The organism is Streptomyces hyderabadensis, from assembly GCF_020404845.1.
Lineage (GTDB): Bacteria > Actinomycetota > Actinomycetes > Streptomycetales > Streptomycetaceae > Streptomyces > Streptomyces hyderabadensis.
Genome location: NZ_JAIOJZ010000053.1, coordinates 25667 through 40020 on the forward strand (window position 1 = coordinate 25667; position 14354 = coordinate 40020).

Genomic DNA, 14354 nt, shown 5'->3' on the forward strand with positions numbered 1-14354 from the left:
GGGGCGCTCCTTCGTCCGAGTCGTCCGGCGGTCTTCGGAGCGGTGCCGGGTACCTCCGCGGCGCCCGGCGAAACCTTGGTGCGGCCGACACCTCAGTGCGGCGCCCGCTCCTCCAGCGCCGTGCGCCAGGCGGGGACCGGGTACTGAGGAGCCGGCTCGGGGCGCCTGCCGCCGCGTGCGAAGAAGTCGGCCAGGGGCAGGATCGCGGCGCCGACCGTGACGGCGTCCGGACCGAGCCGCCCCAGGTCGACGGTCACCTTCCGGGCGGGGTGGCGCAGCGCGTACGACACCGCGTGGCGGCGTACGGCGGGCAGGAAGCGGGTGCCCAGCTGGAGGCCGGCCCAGCCGCCGATGAGGATGCGCTCGGGCTGGAAGAGGTTGATCAGGTCGGACAGGCCGGCGCCCAGGTACTCGGCGGTCTCCTCCAGGACGGCCAGCGCGACCGGGTCGGCCGCCCCGCCCTCGGCCGGGTAGGCGGCGGCGAGCATCGCCGTGAGGGCGGTCTCCTCGTCGGTGCCCTCCGGCACCCGGCCGTCCTCCTCCCGCCAGCGGGCCAGCAGCGACTCGGCACCCGCGTACGCCTCCAGGCAGCCGAGCGCTCCGCAGCGGCAGCGGCGGCCCCGGACCCGGACCGTCAGGTGCCCCCACTCGACCGCCCGGCCCTGCTCGGCCTCGGGGGTGACGAGGCTGGCGCCGACCCCGGAGCCGAAGAGGACCACGACCGCGTTGCGGGCGCCGCGTCCGGCGCCGAACCACATCTCGGCCTGGCCGAGGGTCTTGGCGCCGTTGTCGATGAGGTAGGGGACGGTGTCGGGCAGCGGGGAGCCGGCCCGCAGCAGGGCCTCCAGCGGGACCGAGTCCCAGCCGATGGTCTGGCCGTGCACCACGGCCCCGCGGTCGGCGGTGTGCTCCACGATGCCGGGGACGCCGATCCCGGCCCCGAGCAGCCGCTCGGGCGGCAGCCCGGCCGCGGCCAGCACCTCGGCGACGCCCTCGCGGATGTGTCCGACGATGACGTCGACGTCGTAGCGCTGCGGGGCCAGCGGGCGTTCGGCGCGGGCGAGTTCGGTGAGCGTGAGGTCGAACAGCTCGACCCGCACCCGGGTCTCGCCGACGTCCACGCCGATCATGTGGCCGCTGGCGGGGGCCACGCGCAGCAGGGTGCGGGGGCGGCCGCCGTCGGAGTCGACGCTGCCGGCCTCCTCCACCAGTCCGTCGGCGACCAGGTCGGCGACCACGTTGCTGACCGAGCCGGAGCTGAGTCCGGTCGCCGGGCCCAGCTCGAAGCGGCTGAGCGGTCCGTCGAAGTAGAGCCGTTGCAGTACGGCCGTACGGTTGGCCCTCCTGAGGTCGCGCACCGTGCGTCCGTTCCGCCCCGCCATGTGGTTCCTCCCGTACTGTGCCCGGTCTGCAAGATACCTCCGCGGTACGAGCGTACGCGACTTCCCTTGATACTTAATTCATGCTATGAACTCGCCTCCCCGAAATCCGGTGGCGGCCGGCCTCGAAGGCTATCTACGCTAGGCGAAAACCTAGAGCCCCTAGGTTGACCCGTTGAACCCAGAATCCTTCGATCAAGGGGAGGCTTCCCATGCGAGCACTCGACGAGCAGGACGTCCGCGGCTCCTTCATCAACTGCTCGAAGGGCGAGGCCAAACGGCTGGCCGTCCCCCGCGACCTGGCCGAGCGCCCCTGGGGCGACCTCGACTTCCTCGGCTGGCGGGATCCCGGGGCGCCCGACCGCAGCTACCTGGTCGCCGACCTCGACGGGCGGCTCACCGGTGTGGCGCTGCGCTTCCAGCCGGCCAGGAGCGGCTATTTCCAGCGCAGCATGTGCGCGCTGTGCCTGACCACCCACCCCCGGGGCGGCGTGTCGCTGATGACGGCGCGCAAGGCCGGAGCGGCCGGCCGCGAGGGCAACTCGGTCGGCCTGTACATGTGCACCGACCTGGCCTGTTCCCTGTATCTGCGGGGCAAGAAGGTGTCCGAGAGCGGCGCCCGCTTCGAGGAGAGCCTCACCCTGGAGGAGCAGGTCGCCCGGACGCTGGGCAATCTGTCCGCGTTCGTGGCCAAGGTGACCGGCTGACCCGTCCGGCGGCGCCCGGCGCGTGAGAGGGGCCCGGCCGCCCGCGTCCGGTTACCGTCCTGATCGGACACGTTCGAGGCGCCTGCGGAAGGGAACAGCCCGAGGATGCGGGATGTGCTTGAGGCCGCGAGGACGGCTCTGCGGCGGGTGAAGTGGCTGCGCGACCCCATGGTCGTGCAGGCCCTGCGCTCGGCCGCCGCGGCTTCGATCGCCTATGTCATCGCGGTCCGGCTGACCCCCGACAAGTCGGCGGCCCCGCTGACCGCCCCCCTGACCGCGCTGCTGGTCGTCCAGGTCACCCTGTACGCCACGCTGAAGATGAGCTTCCGCCGGGTGAACGCGGTGGTCGCCGGTGTCCTGGTCGCCATCGCCTTCAGCCAGCTGGTCGGGCTGAGCTGGTGGAGCCTGGGCCTGATCATCCTGGCGGCGCTCGGGGTCGGGCACCTGGTGCGCGCCGAGGAGTTCACCGCCGAGGTGGCGATCAGCGCGATGCTGGTGCTCGGCGTGACCTCGCACGGGAGCCTGGCCTGGGCCCGGGTGGTGGAGACGCTGATCGGAGCGATCGTCGGGCTCGTCTTCAACCTGGTCCTCGCGCCACCGGTGTGGGTGGAACAGGCCGGGGAGTCGGTCGTGGGGCTGGCCCGGCAGGTGCGTCAACTGATGCTGCGCATGGGCGAGGAGGCGGCCGGCAGCACGCCGTTCCACGAGGCGGCGGCCCGGCTGCACGAGGCCCGCCGGCTCGACCACGACATCGGCGAGGTGGACGAGGACCTGCGGCAGGCCGAGGACAGCCTGCGGTTCAACCCCCGGGTGCGGGAGGGGCTGCTGCACCGGGTGGTGCTGCGCACCGGGCTGGACACCCTGGAGATCTGCACGGTGGTGATGCGGGTCCTCGCGCGCAGCCTCACCGACCTCGCCAAGGAGCGGGAGCCGGAGCCCCTGTTCGCGCCGGAGACGGGTGCCGCGGTCCAGCAGTTGCTGTCCGAGATCGCCGACGCCGTGGTGAGCTTCTCGGTGCTGGTCACCAGCAATGCGAGTGAGAACGCCGAGTCCGCGGAGGAGCGCCTGTCCGCGGAGCTGCGGCAGGCCGCGGCGACCCGGGACCGACTGGCCGACCTGCTGCTCGAAGAGGTCCGGCGCGACGAGCGGCAGTGGGAGCTGCGGGGCGCGGTGCTGGCCGAGGTCAACCGCATCATCGACGAGATGGACACCGAGCACCGCTCCCGCCGGCTCCTGGAGGAGCTGGACCGGCACACCCGCGAGCAGCGCGAGCGCATGCCGCGGCTGACCCGGCTGCGGGACCGGGTGCGGGGCGTGCTGCGCGGGCGGAACCGCGGCACCGCCGCGCGGCGTTCCCCTTGAAGGACGGCGAACGGCGCGCGGCCGACGACGGCGCGCGAACGGCGATGGAGGGGGCGTTCGGATGAGCGACACCAGCGTGCGGATCGACGGGAACCGGCTGACGCTGCCGGGCGGGGCGACGGTCCGCTTCATACGGACCCTGCGGCTGCCGGAGACGGGCACCCATCCGCTGCCGCCCGGACTCGGCGAGTTCCCGGTCCGCCGGGTCTCCGACTACGCCGACCGGGTGCCCGAGGCGTGGCGGGCGCGCGGCGGCGTGATGCTGCCGGTGTACCTGCGGGAGGCCATGTGGCTGAGTTTCGCGGGCACGCGGGAGCCCGCCGCGCTCCAGGTGGGGGCGGGCAAGGTGTGCGCGGTCTCCGGCAGGCCCTGGAGCGACCGGCTGTCCCGGGATCCGCAGAACTACCTGGTCCTGCCCCGCCAGCCCTGGCTGGACGGCATCAACTCCGGGACCGGCACGGTCCGTCAGTTCGTGGCGGTGCCGCTCGGCATGGGGGCGACGGTCGAGGGCCAGGTCACCGGCGAGGAGGTCTGGGGCGGCGTCCAGCTCCAGGCGTTCACCCTCGAGGACACCGAGCTGACCCGCTGGCGCGAGGAGGAGCGGCGCCGCCAGGAGTCGGCCCGAGCCCGTGTCGGCGGGGCCGCGGCGCCCGCGTCGGCCCCGGCCGCCCCGGGAGCGGCGCCGGGCTACGGCGGTGCGCCCCGGCCGCGGTCGGCGCCCGCGATGGGGCTCGGCGTCGGCGGTTCCATGCGCCAGGAGGTGTACCGCGACCAGCGGCCGCTGTCGGACTGGGCCGAACGGCCCGCGGGCCGGGTCTTCGTGCACCTGGTGACCCCGCCCGAGTGGCACCGCATCACCGGCGAGGCGCCGCCGCCGTCGCCGGTGGACCGGGCCGCCTACACCCGGGCCGGTCTGCCCTGGTACGACTACTACGACCAGGACGCCCACGATCTCGCGCCCACCGGACCGCTCCAGGACGTCAAGCCGGTCGGGGACTGGATCGGCGACGACCACGAGCCCTGGCAGCCGCCCGCGCCCCACCAGGTCCACCCGCTGGGGGACGCACCGGGCAAGCCGGTGCAGGACGGGGACTGGTAGGGGCGCGACCGCCTCACCCCGGGGAGCCGTTCACCTCACCCGTCGCCGTCCGTGCGCTGCCGCTGCAGGGCCCGGGGGCAGGAAGCCCTGCCCGCCTGGGCCAGCAGCACGTGCACCCGCTCGGTGAGCTGCGCGATCTCGTCGGCGGGTGCGTGGAACGGCAGGCGTACGTCGCCGTGGTCACGGACCCGTTCGATGCGCAGGGTCAGTCCGTGCCGGTCGACGGCGAGCGGCCGCACCCGGACCGCTCCGTGCAGGCTCTCCGGGTCGACGAGCCGGGTCAGCCGCTGCACGGCGTCGCCGTGGCAGTCGGCGAGGTGCGTCAGCAGCCGCGCCTCGGCCAGGGCCAGCGGGTCGGGCGCGGCCGCGGTGAACTCGTCGACGTCGACCACGACGGCGCCCGAGGGCCGGCGCAGCACCACCCGGGTGGGCCGGAAGGCCAAGTGCCCGTCCGCCACGGCGAACCAGCCGGCGAGCCAGAGCCGGGCCCTGATCCGGCCCCGCACCGGGACGGGCGCCACGTCGGCGAACTCCAGCACCGCGGACGGCTCTCCGCGGGGCGCGCACACCGCCGCCGCGAGCAGGGCGCTGTCCTCGGGCACGTGCAGGAGCACCCGGCCGTCGTCGGTCACGCTGTGCGCGCCGACGAACTCCTCCCGGCCGCCCTCCGCGGTCACCGCGCAGGACCAGGCGGCGGCGAGTACCGAGCGGGCCTGCTCCGCCGCGGCCGGCGCGGCCGTCCAGGCGTGGCTGTCACCCATCCCAACCTCCGTTCGGCAATTCATTAGGTAAGGCTCACCTAACCTATCGGAGATCGGGGAGTGCGCCAACCACGACACCGGTCCGGTCCGGCCCGGGACGCGATCCGGCGCCGCGGCCTCAGGGCGCGATGGCTCCCAGCAGCGCCCGGGCGCACAGGTCCCGCACCTGCTCGCGGGCGGGCTCCGGATCCCGCAGCCACTCCAGGCAGACCGCGGTGGTGAAGGCCAGCCAGCCGCGCACCGCGAGGCGTACGTCGCCGCGCTCCTCGAAGGCCGGGCCGAACTCCGGGTCGGCGGCCAGGGCGGCGAGGATCTGCCGTTCCTGGGCGGCGAGCGCCTGCTGGTAGACGCGGCGCACCGCGCGGTCACCGGCCGCGTCGGCGCGGTGGAAGGCGCGGTAGCCGTGCGCGTGGGCCCGCACGTACTCCAGGTAGGCGTCGAGGCCCGCGGCGAGCTGTTCGCGGACCGGGACGCCGGGCACGGCCGCCGTCATCCGCAGCATGCGCGCGCTCTCGCGCTCGACGACCGCCGCGAAGAAGTCCCGTTTGTTCGGGAAGTAGTGGTAGAGGAGCCCGCGGGAGACCCCGGCGATCTCGGCGACCTGCTCGATCCAGACCTCGTCGTACGGGCTCTCCGAGAACAGTCGCGCGCCCACCGAGAGCAGCTGCTCCCGGCGCTCGCCCGTGCTGAGCCGGCGGCGGGTGCGTTCGCCCTGGTTCGCGACCATGCCCGCACCTTACTTGACGCCGGTTCAACAACGGTACGAGACTGGGGCGCGTTATTGAACCCATGTACAACACGCCCGCCTCGGCACGTGCAACACGCCGCTGCGTCAAGGGAGATCGCGTCATGGCCCAGACAGCGAGGGAACCGGCCCGGGACGGACTGCCGAAGGGCTTCCGCAGCGCCGAGCTGGGCTGGCCCGAACTGCACCGCATCCCGCACCCGCCGTACCGGCTGCCCCTGCTCGGTGACGTGGTGGGCGCGAGCCGGCGCACCCCGATGCAGGACTCGCTGCGCTACGCGCGGAAGCTGGGGCCGATATTCCGGCGGCGGGCCTTCGGCAAGGAGTTCGTGTTCGTGTGGGGCGCCTCCCTCGCCGCCGACCTGGCGGACGAGACGCGGTTCGCCAAGCACGTGGGCCTGGGCGTGGCCAATCTGCGGCCGGTGGCCGGGGACGGACTGTTCACGGCGTACAACCACGAGCCCAACTGGCAGCTCGCGCACGACGTGCTGGCGCCCGGGTTCAGCCGTGAGGCCATGGCCGGGTACCACGTGATGATGCTGGACGTGGCCGCGCGGCTGACCGACCACTGGGACCTGGCCGAGGCGTCGGGCCGGACGGTGGACGTGCCCGGCGACATGACCAAGCTGACGCTGGAGACCATCGCGCGCACCGGATTCGGCCACGACTTCGGCTCCTTCGAACACGCCCGTCTCCATCCCTTCGTCACCGCCATGGTGGGCACCCTCGGTTACGCGCAGCGCCTCAACACCGTGCCCGCCCCGCTCGCCCCGTGGCTGTTGCGCGACGCGAGCCGCCGCAACGCCGCCGACATCGCGTACCTGAACCGCACCGTCGACGACCTCGTGCGCGCACGCCGGGCGGCCGGAAGCGGGGACGGCGACCTGCTCGACCGGATGTTGCAGACGGCCCACCCGGAGACCGGTGAGCGGCTGTCGCCGGAGAACGTCCGCCGCCAGGTCATCACCTTCCTCGTCGCCGGACACGAGACCACCTCGGGCGCGCTCTCCTTCGCCCTGCACTACCTGGCGCGCCACCCCGAGGTCGCGGACCGGGCCCGCGCCGAGGTGGACCGGGTGTGGGGCGACACCAAGGCGCCGGGCTACGAGCAGGTGGCCAGGCTGCGCTACGTGCGCCGGGTGCTCGACGAGTCGCTGCGGCTGTGGCCGACCGCGCCGGGCTTCGCGCGGGAGGCGCGCGAGGACACGGTGCTGGGCGGCAGGTATCCGATGCGGCGCGGGGCCTGGGCACTGGTGCTCACGGGCATGCTGCACCGCGATCCCGAGGTGTGGGGCCCGGACGCCGAGCGGTTCGACCCGGACCGCTTCGAGGCGAAGGCCGTGCGGTCGCGCGCCCCGCACACGTTCAAGCCGTTCGGCACCGGGGCGCGGGCGTGCATCGGGCGGCAGTTCGCGCTGCACGAGGCGACGCTGGTCCTGGGGCTGCTGCTGCGCCGCTACGAACTGCGGCCCGAGCCCGGCTACCAACTCCGGGTGACCGAGCGGCTGACGCTGATGCCGGAGGGGCTGCGCCTGCACCTGAAGCGGCGGAGCGCAGCCGCGCCGGGGCGCGCTCCCCGCAGCGACGCCGCCGGGGCGGCCGAGGACTCGGGGCAGGCCGCGGGCGCCGGGCAGGCCGCGGGCGCCGCCGTCTCAGCGTCCCGCTGTCCAGTGCACCGGGCGGCTGACTGAGTCCGGCAGCCCGGTGCCGGGGCCGCCCCTGGCCGCGTTGACCTGCGGCTGGGTCAGGAAGAAGGCACCCGTCAGATCCGCGTCGGTCAGGTCGGCGTCGCGCAGGTCCGCGCCGATCAGGTCGGCGCCCCGCAGGTCCGCGCCGGTGAGGTCGGCGGCGATGAGGTAGGCCCCGCGCAGGTCGGCCCCGGCGAGGTCGGCGCCCCTGAGGCGGGCGCCCATCAGGTCGGCGTTGCGGCGGTTCTTCCCGCGGCCGCGGGTGCCGGCCCGGACCAGCTCGCTGGTGCGCAGCAGGAGCACGTTGACCCGCTGCCGGTGCGCGGCCACGTCGAGGTCGGCCAGCTCCTGCGGGGACCCCCCGGCGAGGCGTTCGGTGTCGGCGAGGGCGTCGCGCAGCTCGGCGTGGACCGGGCGGGCGGCGGGCAGGGTGAGCGCCTCGGTCAGATACCGGAGCAGCTCGTGCAGTTGGCGGACGACCGGGAAGACGTCGAACATGCGGCGGGTCCGCTCCGGCGGGCCGGTGCGCCAGTCACGGCCGCCGAAGGTGACCTGCGAGACCCGCTGCCCGGCGCCGAAGCAGTCGTAGACCGTGCAGCCGGTGTATCCGCGCTCCCGCAGCGTCGCGTGGATGCCGCAGCGGTGGTCGGTGCCGAGGTTGGCGCAGGGCGTGCCGGCGGCCTTGTCGGTCGGGAAGTCCGCCGAGCGGGCGAACGGCAGGGCCACGCAGCACAGGCCGAAGCAGCTCGCGCAGTCGCCGCGCAGTTCCGCCGGGGCCGGGGCGTCCGTCCGGTCCGCGGTGTGTTCTCGCATGTCGTCGAGGATACGGGCCGCCGCCGCGCGGCTCGGCGGGCGGCCCCGCGCGGCCGGTCAGGTCTCCAGCGCGGACACGTCCAGCCGGGCCAGCCGCTCCGGGTCGGCCAGCACGTACAGGCCCGTGATGAGGCCGTCGGCGACGGTGATGTAGGTGACCGAGACCGGGCGGCCCTCGGACATGGCGACGGTGCCGACCGCGTCGTTGACCAGGACGACCCGGGCGAGCGGGGCGAGGTGGCGGAAGTGGAACGCCCCGGTGGCGACCGTCCGGGCGCCGCGCGCCACCTTGGACGCCCCCGCGCCCCGGGCGAGCGCACCGGCGTCGGCCCGCAGCACGACGTCCGGGTGGAGTAGGGACACCAGTGCCTCGAAGTCACCGGCGCGGCTCGCGGCCAGGAACGCCTCCACCGCCCGGCGCTGCCGGCCGAGGTCCGGTTCGGCGGCGGGGGTGGCGTCGCGCACCCGGCGCCGGGCCCGGCTGGCGAGCTGTCGGGTCGCGGCCGGGGTGCGCTCGACGATCGGCGCGATGTCGTCGAAGGGCACGGCGAACATGTCGTGCAGGACGAACGCCAGCCGCTCGGCCGGTTCCAGGGCCCCCAGCACCACCAGCAGGGCGATGCCCACCGAGTCGGTGTGCAGGGCCTCCGCCTCCGGGTCGGCCCGGGGCAGGGTGCGCACCACGGGGTCCGGCACGAAGGTGTCGAAGCCCTCGGTCATGGGCTCCTCGCGCCGCGCGGTGCGGGAGCGCAGCAGGTCCAGGCAGATCCGGCCGGTCACCGTGGTGAGCCAGGCGCCGAGGTTGTCGATGCCGTCCCCGCCGGAGCGGTCGAGCCGCAGCCAGGCCTCCTGCACGGCGTCCTCCGCCTCGGCCAGTGAACCGAGCATGCGGTAGGCCACCGCCTCCAGCTGCCCGCGGTGCTCCTCGAACCGCTCCGCCAGCCGCTCCTGCACCCGCGCGTCCCGAACACCCTGCATGTCCTGCATGTCCTGATCCCCCCGCTCGTCCCGCTCCCCCGCCATCTCGCTACCGCCCGAAGACTTCGAAGGTCACCGCCGGCTTTCCGCCGAACCGCTCCCCGGCCGCCCGGGCGAAGCCGGTGAGGAATCCGCGCACGTACGTCTCCGGGTCCTCCTCGGTCAGCACCTCGATGTACGTGCGGTGTTCGAGCAGCGAGCGCACCGCGCGCTCCAGGCCCGGGGTGGCGTCCACCGCGTGGGTGGGCGAGGAGGAACCGGCGACCGCGACCCAGCGCACGCCGTTCCAGGGTTCGAGGCCCTGCTCGGTCAGCTCCGGGAAGATCCACCGGTTGCCCGCGTCGGCCGCCGCGTCGAGCGTGGCGCGGCCGACGGCGACGTGGTCCGGGGTGTTCCAGGCGACGCCGCCCCAGGTGTCCCGGTGGTTGAGGGTGATGACCAGCTCGGGCCGGTGCCTGCGGATGGCGGCGGCGATGTCCCGGCGCAGCGCCGGCCCGTACTCGATCACGCCGTCCCGGTGGTCGAGGAACTCCACCTCGCTCACCCCGACGACGGCCGCGCTCGCCCGCTGCTCCCGCTCGCGCAGCGGGCCGCACTCGGCGGGCGCCAGGGTGTCGATGCCCGCCTCGCCCCGGGTGGCGAGCACGTAGGCGACCTCACGGCCCTCGTCGGTCCAGGCGGCGATCGCCGCCGAGCAGCCGTACTCCAGGTCGTCCGGGTGGGCGACGACGGCAAGGGCGCGCCGCCAGTCGCCGGGCATGGGCTCCAGTTGCGTGATCGTCGGCTCCGTCATGCCCGCACACTAACCCGGGCCGCCGGCATCCCACCGGGAATTCGGCGCGGACCGCTCAGGCCTCGTCGCGGGCCAGCGCGAGCAGCCGGTCCAGGACGCGGGGGCCGCCGGCCCGTACGCCGTCGTGCTCGAACTCGTCGGTGACCCAGGTGCGCAGGCCCCGGATCGCGCGGGCGGTCGTCAGCGCGTGGGCGGTGTCGACGTACATGTCGTCGTGGTAGACGGCCGCGGCGGCCGGCACCTCGTTGACGGCGAGGCGGGCGGGGTCGTACAGCGGTGTCCAGTCGGTGCGGGCCGCGAGCAGGTCGGCGGTCTCGCGCAGCGGGCGCAGCGCCGGGTCGCAGTCGAACATCCAGGGGTGGATCGACTCGCCGGTGAACAGCAGCGGTTCGTCGCCCGCGAGGGCCTTGGCGGCGTCGAAGCGCGGGAACTCGGCGCGGACGCGCTCGGCGGACCAGGCGGTGGGCCGGGCGTCCTGGCCGTAGATGACCTCGTGGATGAGGGCGTACAGCGGGTTGGCCGCGAAGGACAGCAGGCCCTGCGCCTGTTCCTGGAAGGCGTCGGAGAGTTCGTGTCCGTTCGGGGTGCGGACGAAGGCGTCCTCCAGCAGGAAGTGCAGCCGGTGGCTGCCCTCGCTGCCGCCCAGCATGATGCCGAGGGACTGGAAGGCCTCCACGGTGAGGCGGTAGCCGTTCGGCAGGACCACGTCGTGGGTCAGCAGGTGGTCGGCGATGCGGCGGGCGCGCTCGACGTCCTGCGGGTAGCGGGCGTAGTGCGCGACGACCTTGCGCTCGATGCGCGGGTAGGCGGCCCGGTAGACGTCGTCCGCGTGGGCGTCGAGGGAGGGCAGACCGCCGGTGATCAGGGCGGCGCTGAGGCCCTCGGGGGCCAGCGACAGGTAGGCGACGGTGCAGAAGCCGCCGAAGCTCTGGCCGAGGACGGTCCAGGGGGCGCCGCCGGTGACCTGGGGGCGGATGGCCTCGCAGTCGCGGACGATGGCGTCGGCGCGGAAGTGGGTGAGGTAGTCGGCCTGCTCGGCGGGGCCGCCGCGCAGCGGCAGCGTCTGGCGGTTGGCCGGGGTGGAGGCGCCGGTACCGCGCTGGTCCAGGAGCAGCACGCGGTACTCCTTCAGGGCCCGGCCGAGCCAGGCGGGACGGCCGATGAAACGGTTCGCCCCGAAGCCGGGTCCGCCCTGGAGGTAGACCAGCCAGGGCAGGTCCTGGTCGGCCTTGTCGCTCGCGACGGCCTCGCGGGCGTACAGCTCGATCGTCTCCCCGGTGGGGTCGGCGTGGTCGAGGGGCACGGTGAAACGGCGGTCGGTGAGGACGACGCCTGGCTGGCGGTAGCTGACGCTCAAGGGGTCTCCCGGGGCGGACGGACGTGACGGTCGATTCTTTCGGCCGTGTCCCAGTTCAGCACACCGTCCTGCGGCCACCGACCCCCGGGATCATGACATCGTGCTGAACGGCCGGTCAGCGGGCGGCGAGGCTGGAGCGCCGCACCACCAGTTCCGGCTGGAGGACGACCCGCCGGTGCGGGTGGGCGCGGTCAGTGTTTTCCAGCTCGGTCTCCTCCAGGAGCAGTTCGGCGGCCATGGCGCCCATGGTGACGGCGGGCTGGCGCACGGAGGTGAGCGGGACGGCCGCGGCGGCGGCGAACTCGATGTCGTCGTAGCCCACGATCGCGAGGTCGTCGGGGACGCCGACCCCGGCGGCGTACATGGCCTGCAGCACGCCGAGGGCGAGCAGGTCGTTGGCGCAGAAGACGGCGGTCGGCCGCTCGGCGAGGCCCAGCAGGCGGGCGCCGGCGTCGCGGCCCGCGGCGACGTCGAGGCGCTCGGTGGGCAGTTCGCGCAGCGCCTCGGGGCCGAGCCCGGCCTCGGCGAGCGCGGCGAGGGCGCCGGTGCGGCGGTCGCGGACCTGGTTGAGGCCGGGCGGGCCGCTGACGTAGGCGATGGAGCGGTGTCCGGCGTAGACGAGGTGGCGCACGGCCAGCTCGCCGCCCGCGACGTCGTCGACGGAGACCGAGCACTCGGTGGTGCCCTCGGCGACCCGGTCGACCAGCACGAAGGGGATGTTGTGGCGCCGGAAGCCCTCGATGTTGCGGCCGGTGGCGTCGGCGGGGGTGAGCAGGACGCCCCGGACCCGCTGCTCGGCGAAGAGCGAGAGGTACTCGGCCTCCTCGGCCGGGTTCTGCGCGCTGTTGCAGACCATCACGCCGAGCCCGGCCTCCCGGGCGGCCCGCTCGGCACCGCGGGCGACGTCGACGAAGAAGGGGTTGCCCATGTCCAGGACGAGGAGCCCCATGATGCGGCTGCGGCCGGCGCGCAGCTGGCGCGCGGACTCGCTGCGGACGTAGCCCAGCCGGTCGATCGCGGACAGCACCCGCGCGCGGGTCTCGGTCGCGACGGTGTCGGGGCGGTTGATGACGTTGGAGACCGTGCCCACGGAAACTCCGGCGGCGCGGGCGACGTCCTTGATACCCACGGAATGGGCCATCGGGCAGGGACCTCCGAGGTCGGGCTGGGGGTGGGGGCGGCCGCGGGACCTTCACACAGTACCCGGGCCGCCCTGGTACGGCCTGCGTCAGGCGAGGTGGAACACCTCGGTGAGGGGTTTCATCGCCTCGTCGGGGCGGTCCCCGTCGAGGGACTCGAACAGCGGGCCCATCTCCGCCTGCCAGCGGGCGTTGACCTCGGTGGCCTCCATGCCCGCCCGGGCGGCGGCGAAGTCCTCGGTCTCCAGGTAGCCGACGAGCAGGCCGTCGTCGCGCAGGAAGAGCGAGTAGTTGTGCCAGCCGGTGGCGGAGAGCGCCTCGCACATCTGAGGCCACACGGCGGCGTGGCGTTCGCGGTACTCCGCGACGCGGTCCTTTCGGACCTTGAGCAGGAAACAGACGCGCTGCATGGACTGCCGCTCCCGTACGTTCGGTGACTAGAAGTCGAACTGGTCGACGTTGTCGGCGGTGAACACGGTCGGCTTGCCGAGGTCGATCACACCGTCCTTGCCGATGGTGTACTCGCCCATGGCGCCGGCCTTGAAGGTCTCGCCCTCCTTGCCGGTGATCTGCCCGGAGGCGAGGGCGACGGCGGTGCGCGCGGCCAGTTCGCCGAGCTTGGCCGGGTCCCACAGCTCGAACGCCTCGACGGTGCCGTTCTTGACGTACTTGCGCATGTCGTTGGGGGTGCCGAGGCCGGTCAGCTTGACCTTGCCCTTGTACTTGGAGCCGGACAGGTACTGGGCGGCGGCCTTGATGCCGACGGTGGTCGGGGAGATGATCCCCTTCAGGTTCGGGTGCTCCTGGAGCAGGCCCTGGGTCTGCTGGAAGGACTTCTGGGCGTCGTCGTCGCCGTAGGCGACCTTGACCAGCTTGATGTCCTTGTACTTCGGGTCCTTCAGCTCGTCCTTCATGATCTCGATCCAGGCGTTCTGGTTCGTCGCGGTCTGCGCGGCGGACAGGATCGCGATCTCGCCCTTGTTGCCGATCTGCTCGGCCAGCTGCTGCACCTGGGTGCGGCCGATGTCGTCGGCGGAGGCCTGGGAGATGAAGGCGTTGCGGCACTCGGGGTTGGTGTCCGAGTCGTAGGTGACGACCTTGATGTCGTTCTTCATCGCCTGCTTGAGCGCGGTGCACAGGGCGCCGGGGTCCTGCGCGGAGACGGCGATGGCGTCGACCTGCTGCTGGGTGAGGGTGTTGACGTAGGAGACCTGGCCGGCGGTGTCGGTGCCGCTGGAGGTGCCGACCTCCTTGTAGCTGGAGCCCAGCTCCTTCAGGGCCTTCTCGCCGCCCTTGTCGGCGACGGTGAAGTAGGGGTTGTTGACCTGCTTGGGCAGGAAGCCGACGGTCAGTCCCTTCTTCGTCTCGGCGTTCGGGTCGGCCTTGCCCGCCGTGGCGGCCTTGGCGCCCTCGTCCTTGACGTCCTCCTTCGTGGTGCCGCCGCAGGCGGTGGCCGCCAGGGCGAGGGAGGTGACCGCGGCCAGGGCCGCGCAGGTACGGCGGATCGACGACTTGCGCATGGTGGGTTCCTTA

At 73.8% G+C, this 14354-nt stretch carries 14 protein-coding genes; 4 read left to right on the forward strand and 10 right to left on the reverse strand.

Annotation, left to right across the window (positions count from 1 at the left end):
• Window positions 1-92: 92 nt before the first annotated feature.
• Entirely contained in the window at window positions 93-1382 is a 1290-nt protein-coding gene (locus K7854_RS30475; RefSeq protein ID WP_226029771.1) for an ROK family transcriptional regulator, read from the reverse strand.
• A 209-nt stretch (window positions 1383-1591) separates the two neighbouring features.
• Between K7854_RS30475 and K7854_RS30480 the strand changes: the two genes are divergently transcribed.
• The 3 genes from K7854_RS30480 (at window position 1592) to K7854_RS30490 (ending at window position 4547) form a co-directional block, all read left to right on the forward strand.
• Window positions 1592-2086, forward strand: coding sequence for an FBP domain-containing protein (locus tag K7854_RS30480; protein WP_226029772.1), 495 nt, complete (start codon window positions 1592-1594; stop codon window positions 2084-2086).
• Between the two features lie 105 nt (window positions 2087-2191).
• Complete coding sequence (locus tag K7854_RS30485) at window positions 2192-3448, forward strand: FUSC family protein (RefSeq protein WP_226029773.1); 1257 nt, start codon at window positions 2192-2194, stop codon at window positions 3446-3448.
• A 61-nt stretch (window positions 3449-3509) separates the two neighbouring features.
• Window positions 3510-4547 (forward strand): hypothetical protein, encoded by a 1038-nt coding sequence (locus tag K7854_RS30490; RefSeq protein WP_226029774.1) that lies wholly within the window; start codon window positions 3510-3512, stop codon window positions 4545-4547.
• Window positions 4548-4582: 35 nt separating this feature from the next.
• Here K7854_RS30490 and K7854_RS30495 read toward each other — a convergent pair whose 3' ends face one another.
• A complete protein-coding gene (locus tag K7854_RS30495) occupies window positions 4583-5308 on the reverse strand; it encodes a DUF2470 domain-containing protein (RefSeq protein WP_226029775.1) in 726 nt (241 codons plus the stop codon).
• A gap of 118 nt (window positions 5309-5426) precedes the next feature.
• A complete protein-coding gene (locus tag K7854_RS30500; protein ID WP_226029776.1) occupies window positions 5427-6035 on the reverse strand; it encodes a TetR/AcrR family transcriptional regulator in 609 nt (202 codons plus the stop codon).
• A gap of 122 nt (window positions 6036-6157) precedes the next feature.
• Between K7854_RS30500 and K7854_RS30505 the strand changes: the two genes are divergently transcribed.
• Window positions 6158-7744 carry a cytochrome P450 gene (locus K7854_RS30505; protein ID WP_226029777.1) on the forward strand — a complete coding sequence of 529 codons (1587 nt, stop codon included), beginning with the start codon at window positions 6158-6160 and terminating at the stop codon, window positions 7742-7744.
• Here the strand turns inward: K7854_RS30505 and K7854_RS30510 are convergent.
• From K7854_RS30510 to rhaS, 7 genes are all read right to left on the reverse strand, one after another.
• Window positions 7706-8554: a pentapeptide repeat-containing protein gene (locus K7854_RS30510; RefSeq protein ID WP_226029778.1), complete on the reverse strand. Its 849-nt coding sequence runs from the start codon at window positions 8552-8554 to the stop codon at window positions 7706-7708. The two genes, K7854_RS30505 and K7854_RS30510, sit on opposite strands and share 39 nt — an antisense overlap.
• 57 nt (window positions 8555-8611) lie before the next feature.
• Complete coding sequence (locus K7854_RS30515) at window positions 8612-9541, reverse strand: sigma-70 family RNA polymerase sigma factor (RefSeq protein ID WP_226029779.1); 930 nt, start codon at window positions 9539-9541, stop codon at window positions 8612-8614.
• Between the two features lie 40 nt (window positions 9542-9581).
• Window positions 9582-10325, reverse strand: coding sequence for a PIG-L deacetylase family protein (locus K7854_RS30520; protein ID WP_226029780.1), 744 nt, complete (start codon window positions 10323-10325; stop codon window positions 9582-9584).
• Window positions 10326-10380: 55 nt separating this feature from the next.
• Window positions 10381-11682: an alpha/beta fold hydrolase gene (locus K7854_RS30525; RefSeq protein WP_226029781.1), complete on the reverse strand. Its 1302-nt coding sequence runs from the start codon at window positions 11680-11682 to the stop codon at window positions 10381-10383.
• Between the two features lie 115 nt (window positions 11683-11797).
• On the reverse strand, window positions 11798-12823 hold the full coding sequence (locus K7854_RS30530; RefSeq protein ID WP_226029782.1) for a LacI family DNA-binding transcriptional regulator: 1026 nt from the start codon (window positions 12821-12823) through the stop codon (window positions 11798-11800).
• Window positions 12824-12910: 87 nt separating this feature from the next.
• Complete coding sequence (locus tag K7854_RS30535) at window positions 12911-13231, reverse strand: L-rhamnose mutarotase (protein ID WP_226029783.1); 321 nt, start codon at window positions 13229-13231, stop codon at window positions 12911-12913.
• Between the two features lie 27 nt (window positions 13232-13258).
• A complete protein-coding gene (gene rhaS, locus K7854_RS30540) occupies window positions 13259-14341 on the reverse strand; it encodes a rhamnose ABC transporter substrate-binding protein (RefSeq protein WP_226029784.1) in 1083 nt (360 codons plus the stop codon).
• Window positions 14342-14354 lie beyond the last annotated feature (13 nt).

What these genes read in the sequence shown, in the direction of transcription:
- K7854_RS30475 (WP_226029771.1), bottom strand. Translation starts at nt 1,382, where the DNA reads ATGGCGGGGCGGAACGGACGCACGGTGCGCGACCTCAGGAGGGCCAAC.
- K7854_RS30480 (WP_226029772.1), top strand. Translation starts at nt 1,592, where the DNA reads ATGCGAGCACTCGACGAGCAGGACGTCCGCGGCTCCTTCATCAACTGC.
- K7854_RS30485 (WP_226029773.1), top strand. Translation starts at nt 2,192, where the DNA reads ATGCGGGATGTGCTTGAGGCCGCGAGGACGGCTCTGCGGCGGGTGAAG.
- K7854_RS30490 (WP_226029774.1), top strand. Translation starts at nt 3,510, where the DNA reads ATGAGCGACACCAGCGTGCGGATCGACGGGAACCGGCTGACGCTGCCG.
- K7854_RS30495 (WP_226029775.1), bottom strand. Translation starts at nt 5,308, where the DNA reads ATGGGTGACAGCCACGCCTGGACGGCCGCGCCGGCCGCGGCGGAGCAG.
- K7854_RS30500 (WP_226029776.1), bottom strand. Translation starts at nt 6,035, where the DNA reads ATGGTCGCGAACCAGGGCGAACGCACCCGCCGCCGGCTCAGCACGGGC.
- K7854_RS30505 (WP_226029777.1), top strand. Translation starts at nt 6,158, where the DNA reads ATGGCCCAGACAGCGAGGGAACCGGCCCGGGACGGACTGCCGAAGGGC.
- K7854_RS30510 (WP_226029778.1), bottom strand. Translation starts at nt 8,554, where the DNA reads ATGCGAGAACACACCGCGGACCGGACGGACGCCCCGGCCCCGGCGGAA.
- K7854_RS30515 (WP_226029779.1), bottom strand. Translation starts at nt 9,541, where the DNA reads ATGCAGGACATGCAGGGTGTTCGGGACGCGCGGGTGCAGGAGCGGCTG.
- K7854_RS30520 (WP_226029780.1), bottom strand. Translation starts at nt 10,325, where the DNA reads ATGACGGAGCCGACGATCACGCAACTGGAGCCCATGCCCGGCGACTGG.
- K7854_RS30530 (WP_226029782.1), bottom strand. Translation starts at nt 12,823, where the DNA reads ATGGCCCATTCCGTGGGTATCAAGGACGTCGCCCGCGCCGCCGGAGTT.
- K7854_RS30535 (WP_226029783.1), bottom strand. Translation starts at nt 13,231, where the DNA reads ATGCAGCGCGTCTGTTTCCTGCTCAAGGTCCGAAAGGACCGCGTCGCG.
- rhaS (WP_226029784.1), bottom strand. Translation starts at nt 14,341, where the DNA reads ATGCGCAAGTCGTCGATCCGCCGTACCTGCGCGGCCCTGGCCGCGGTC.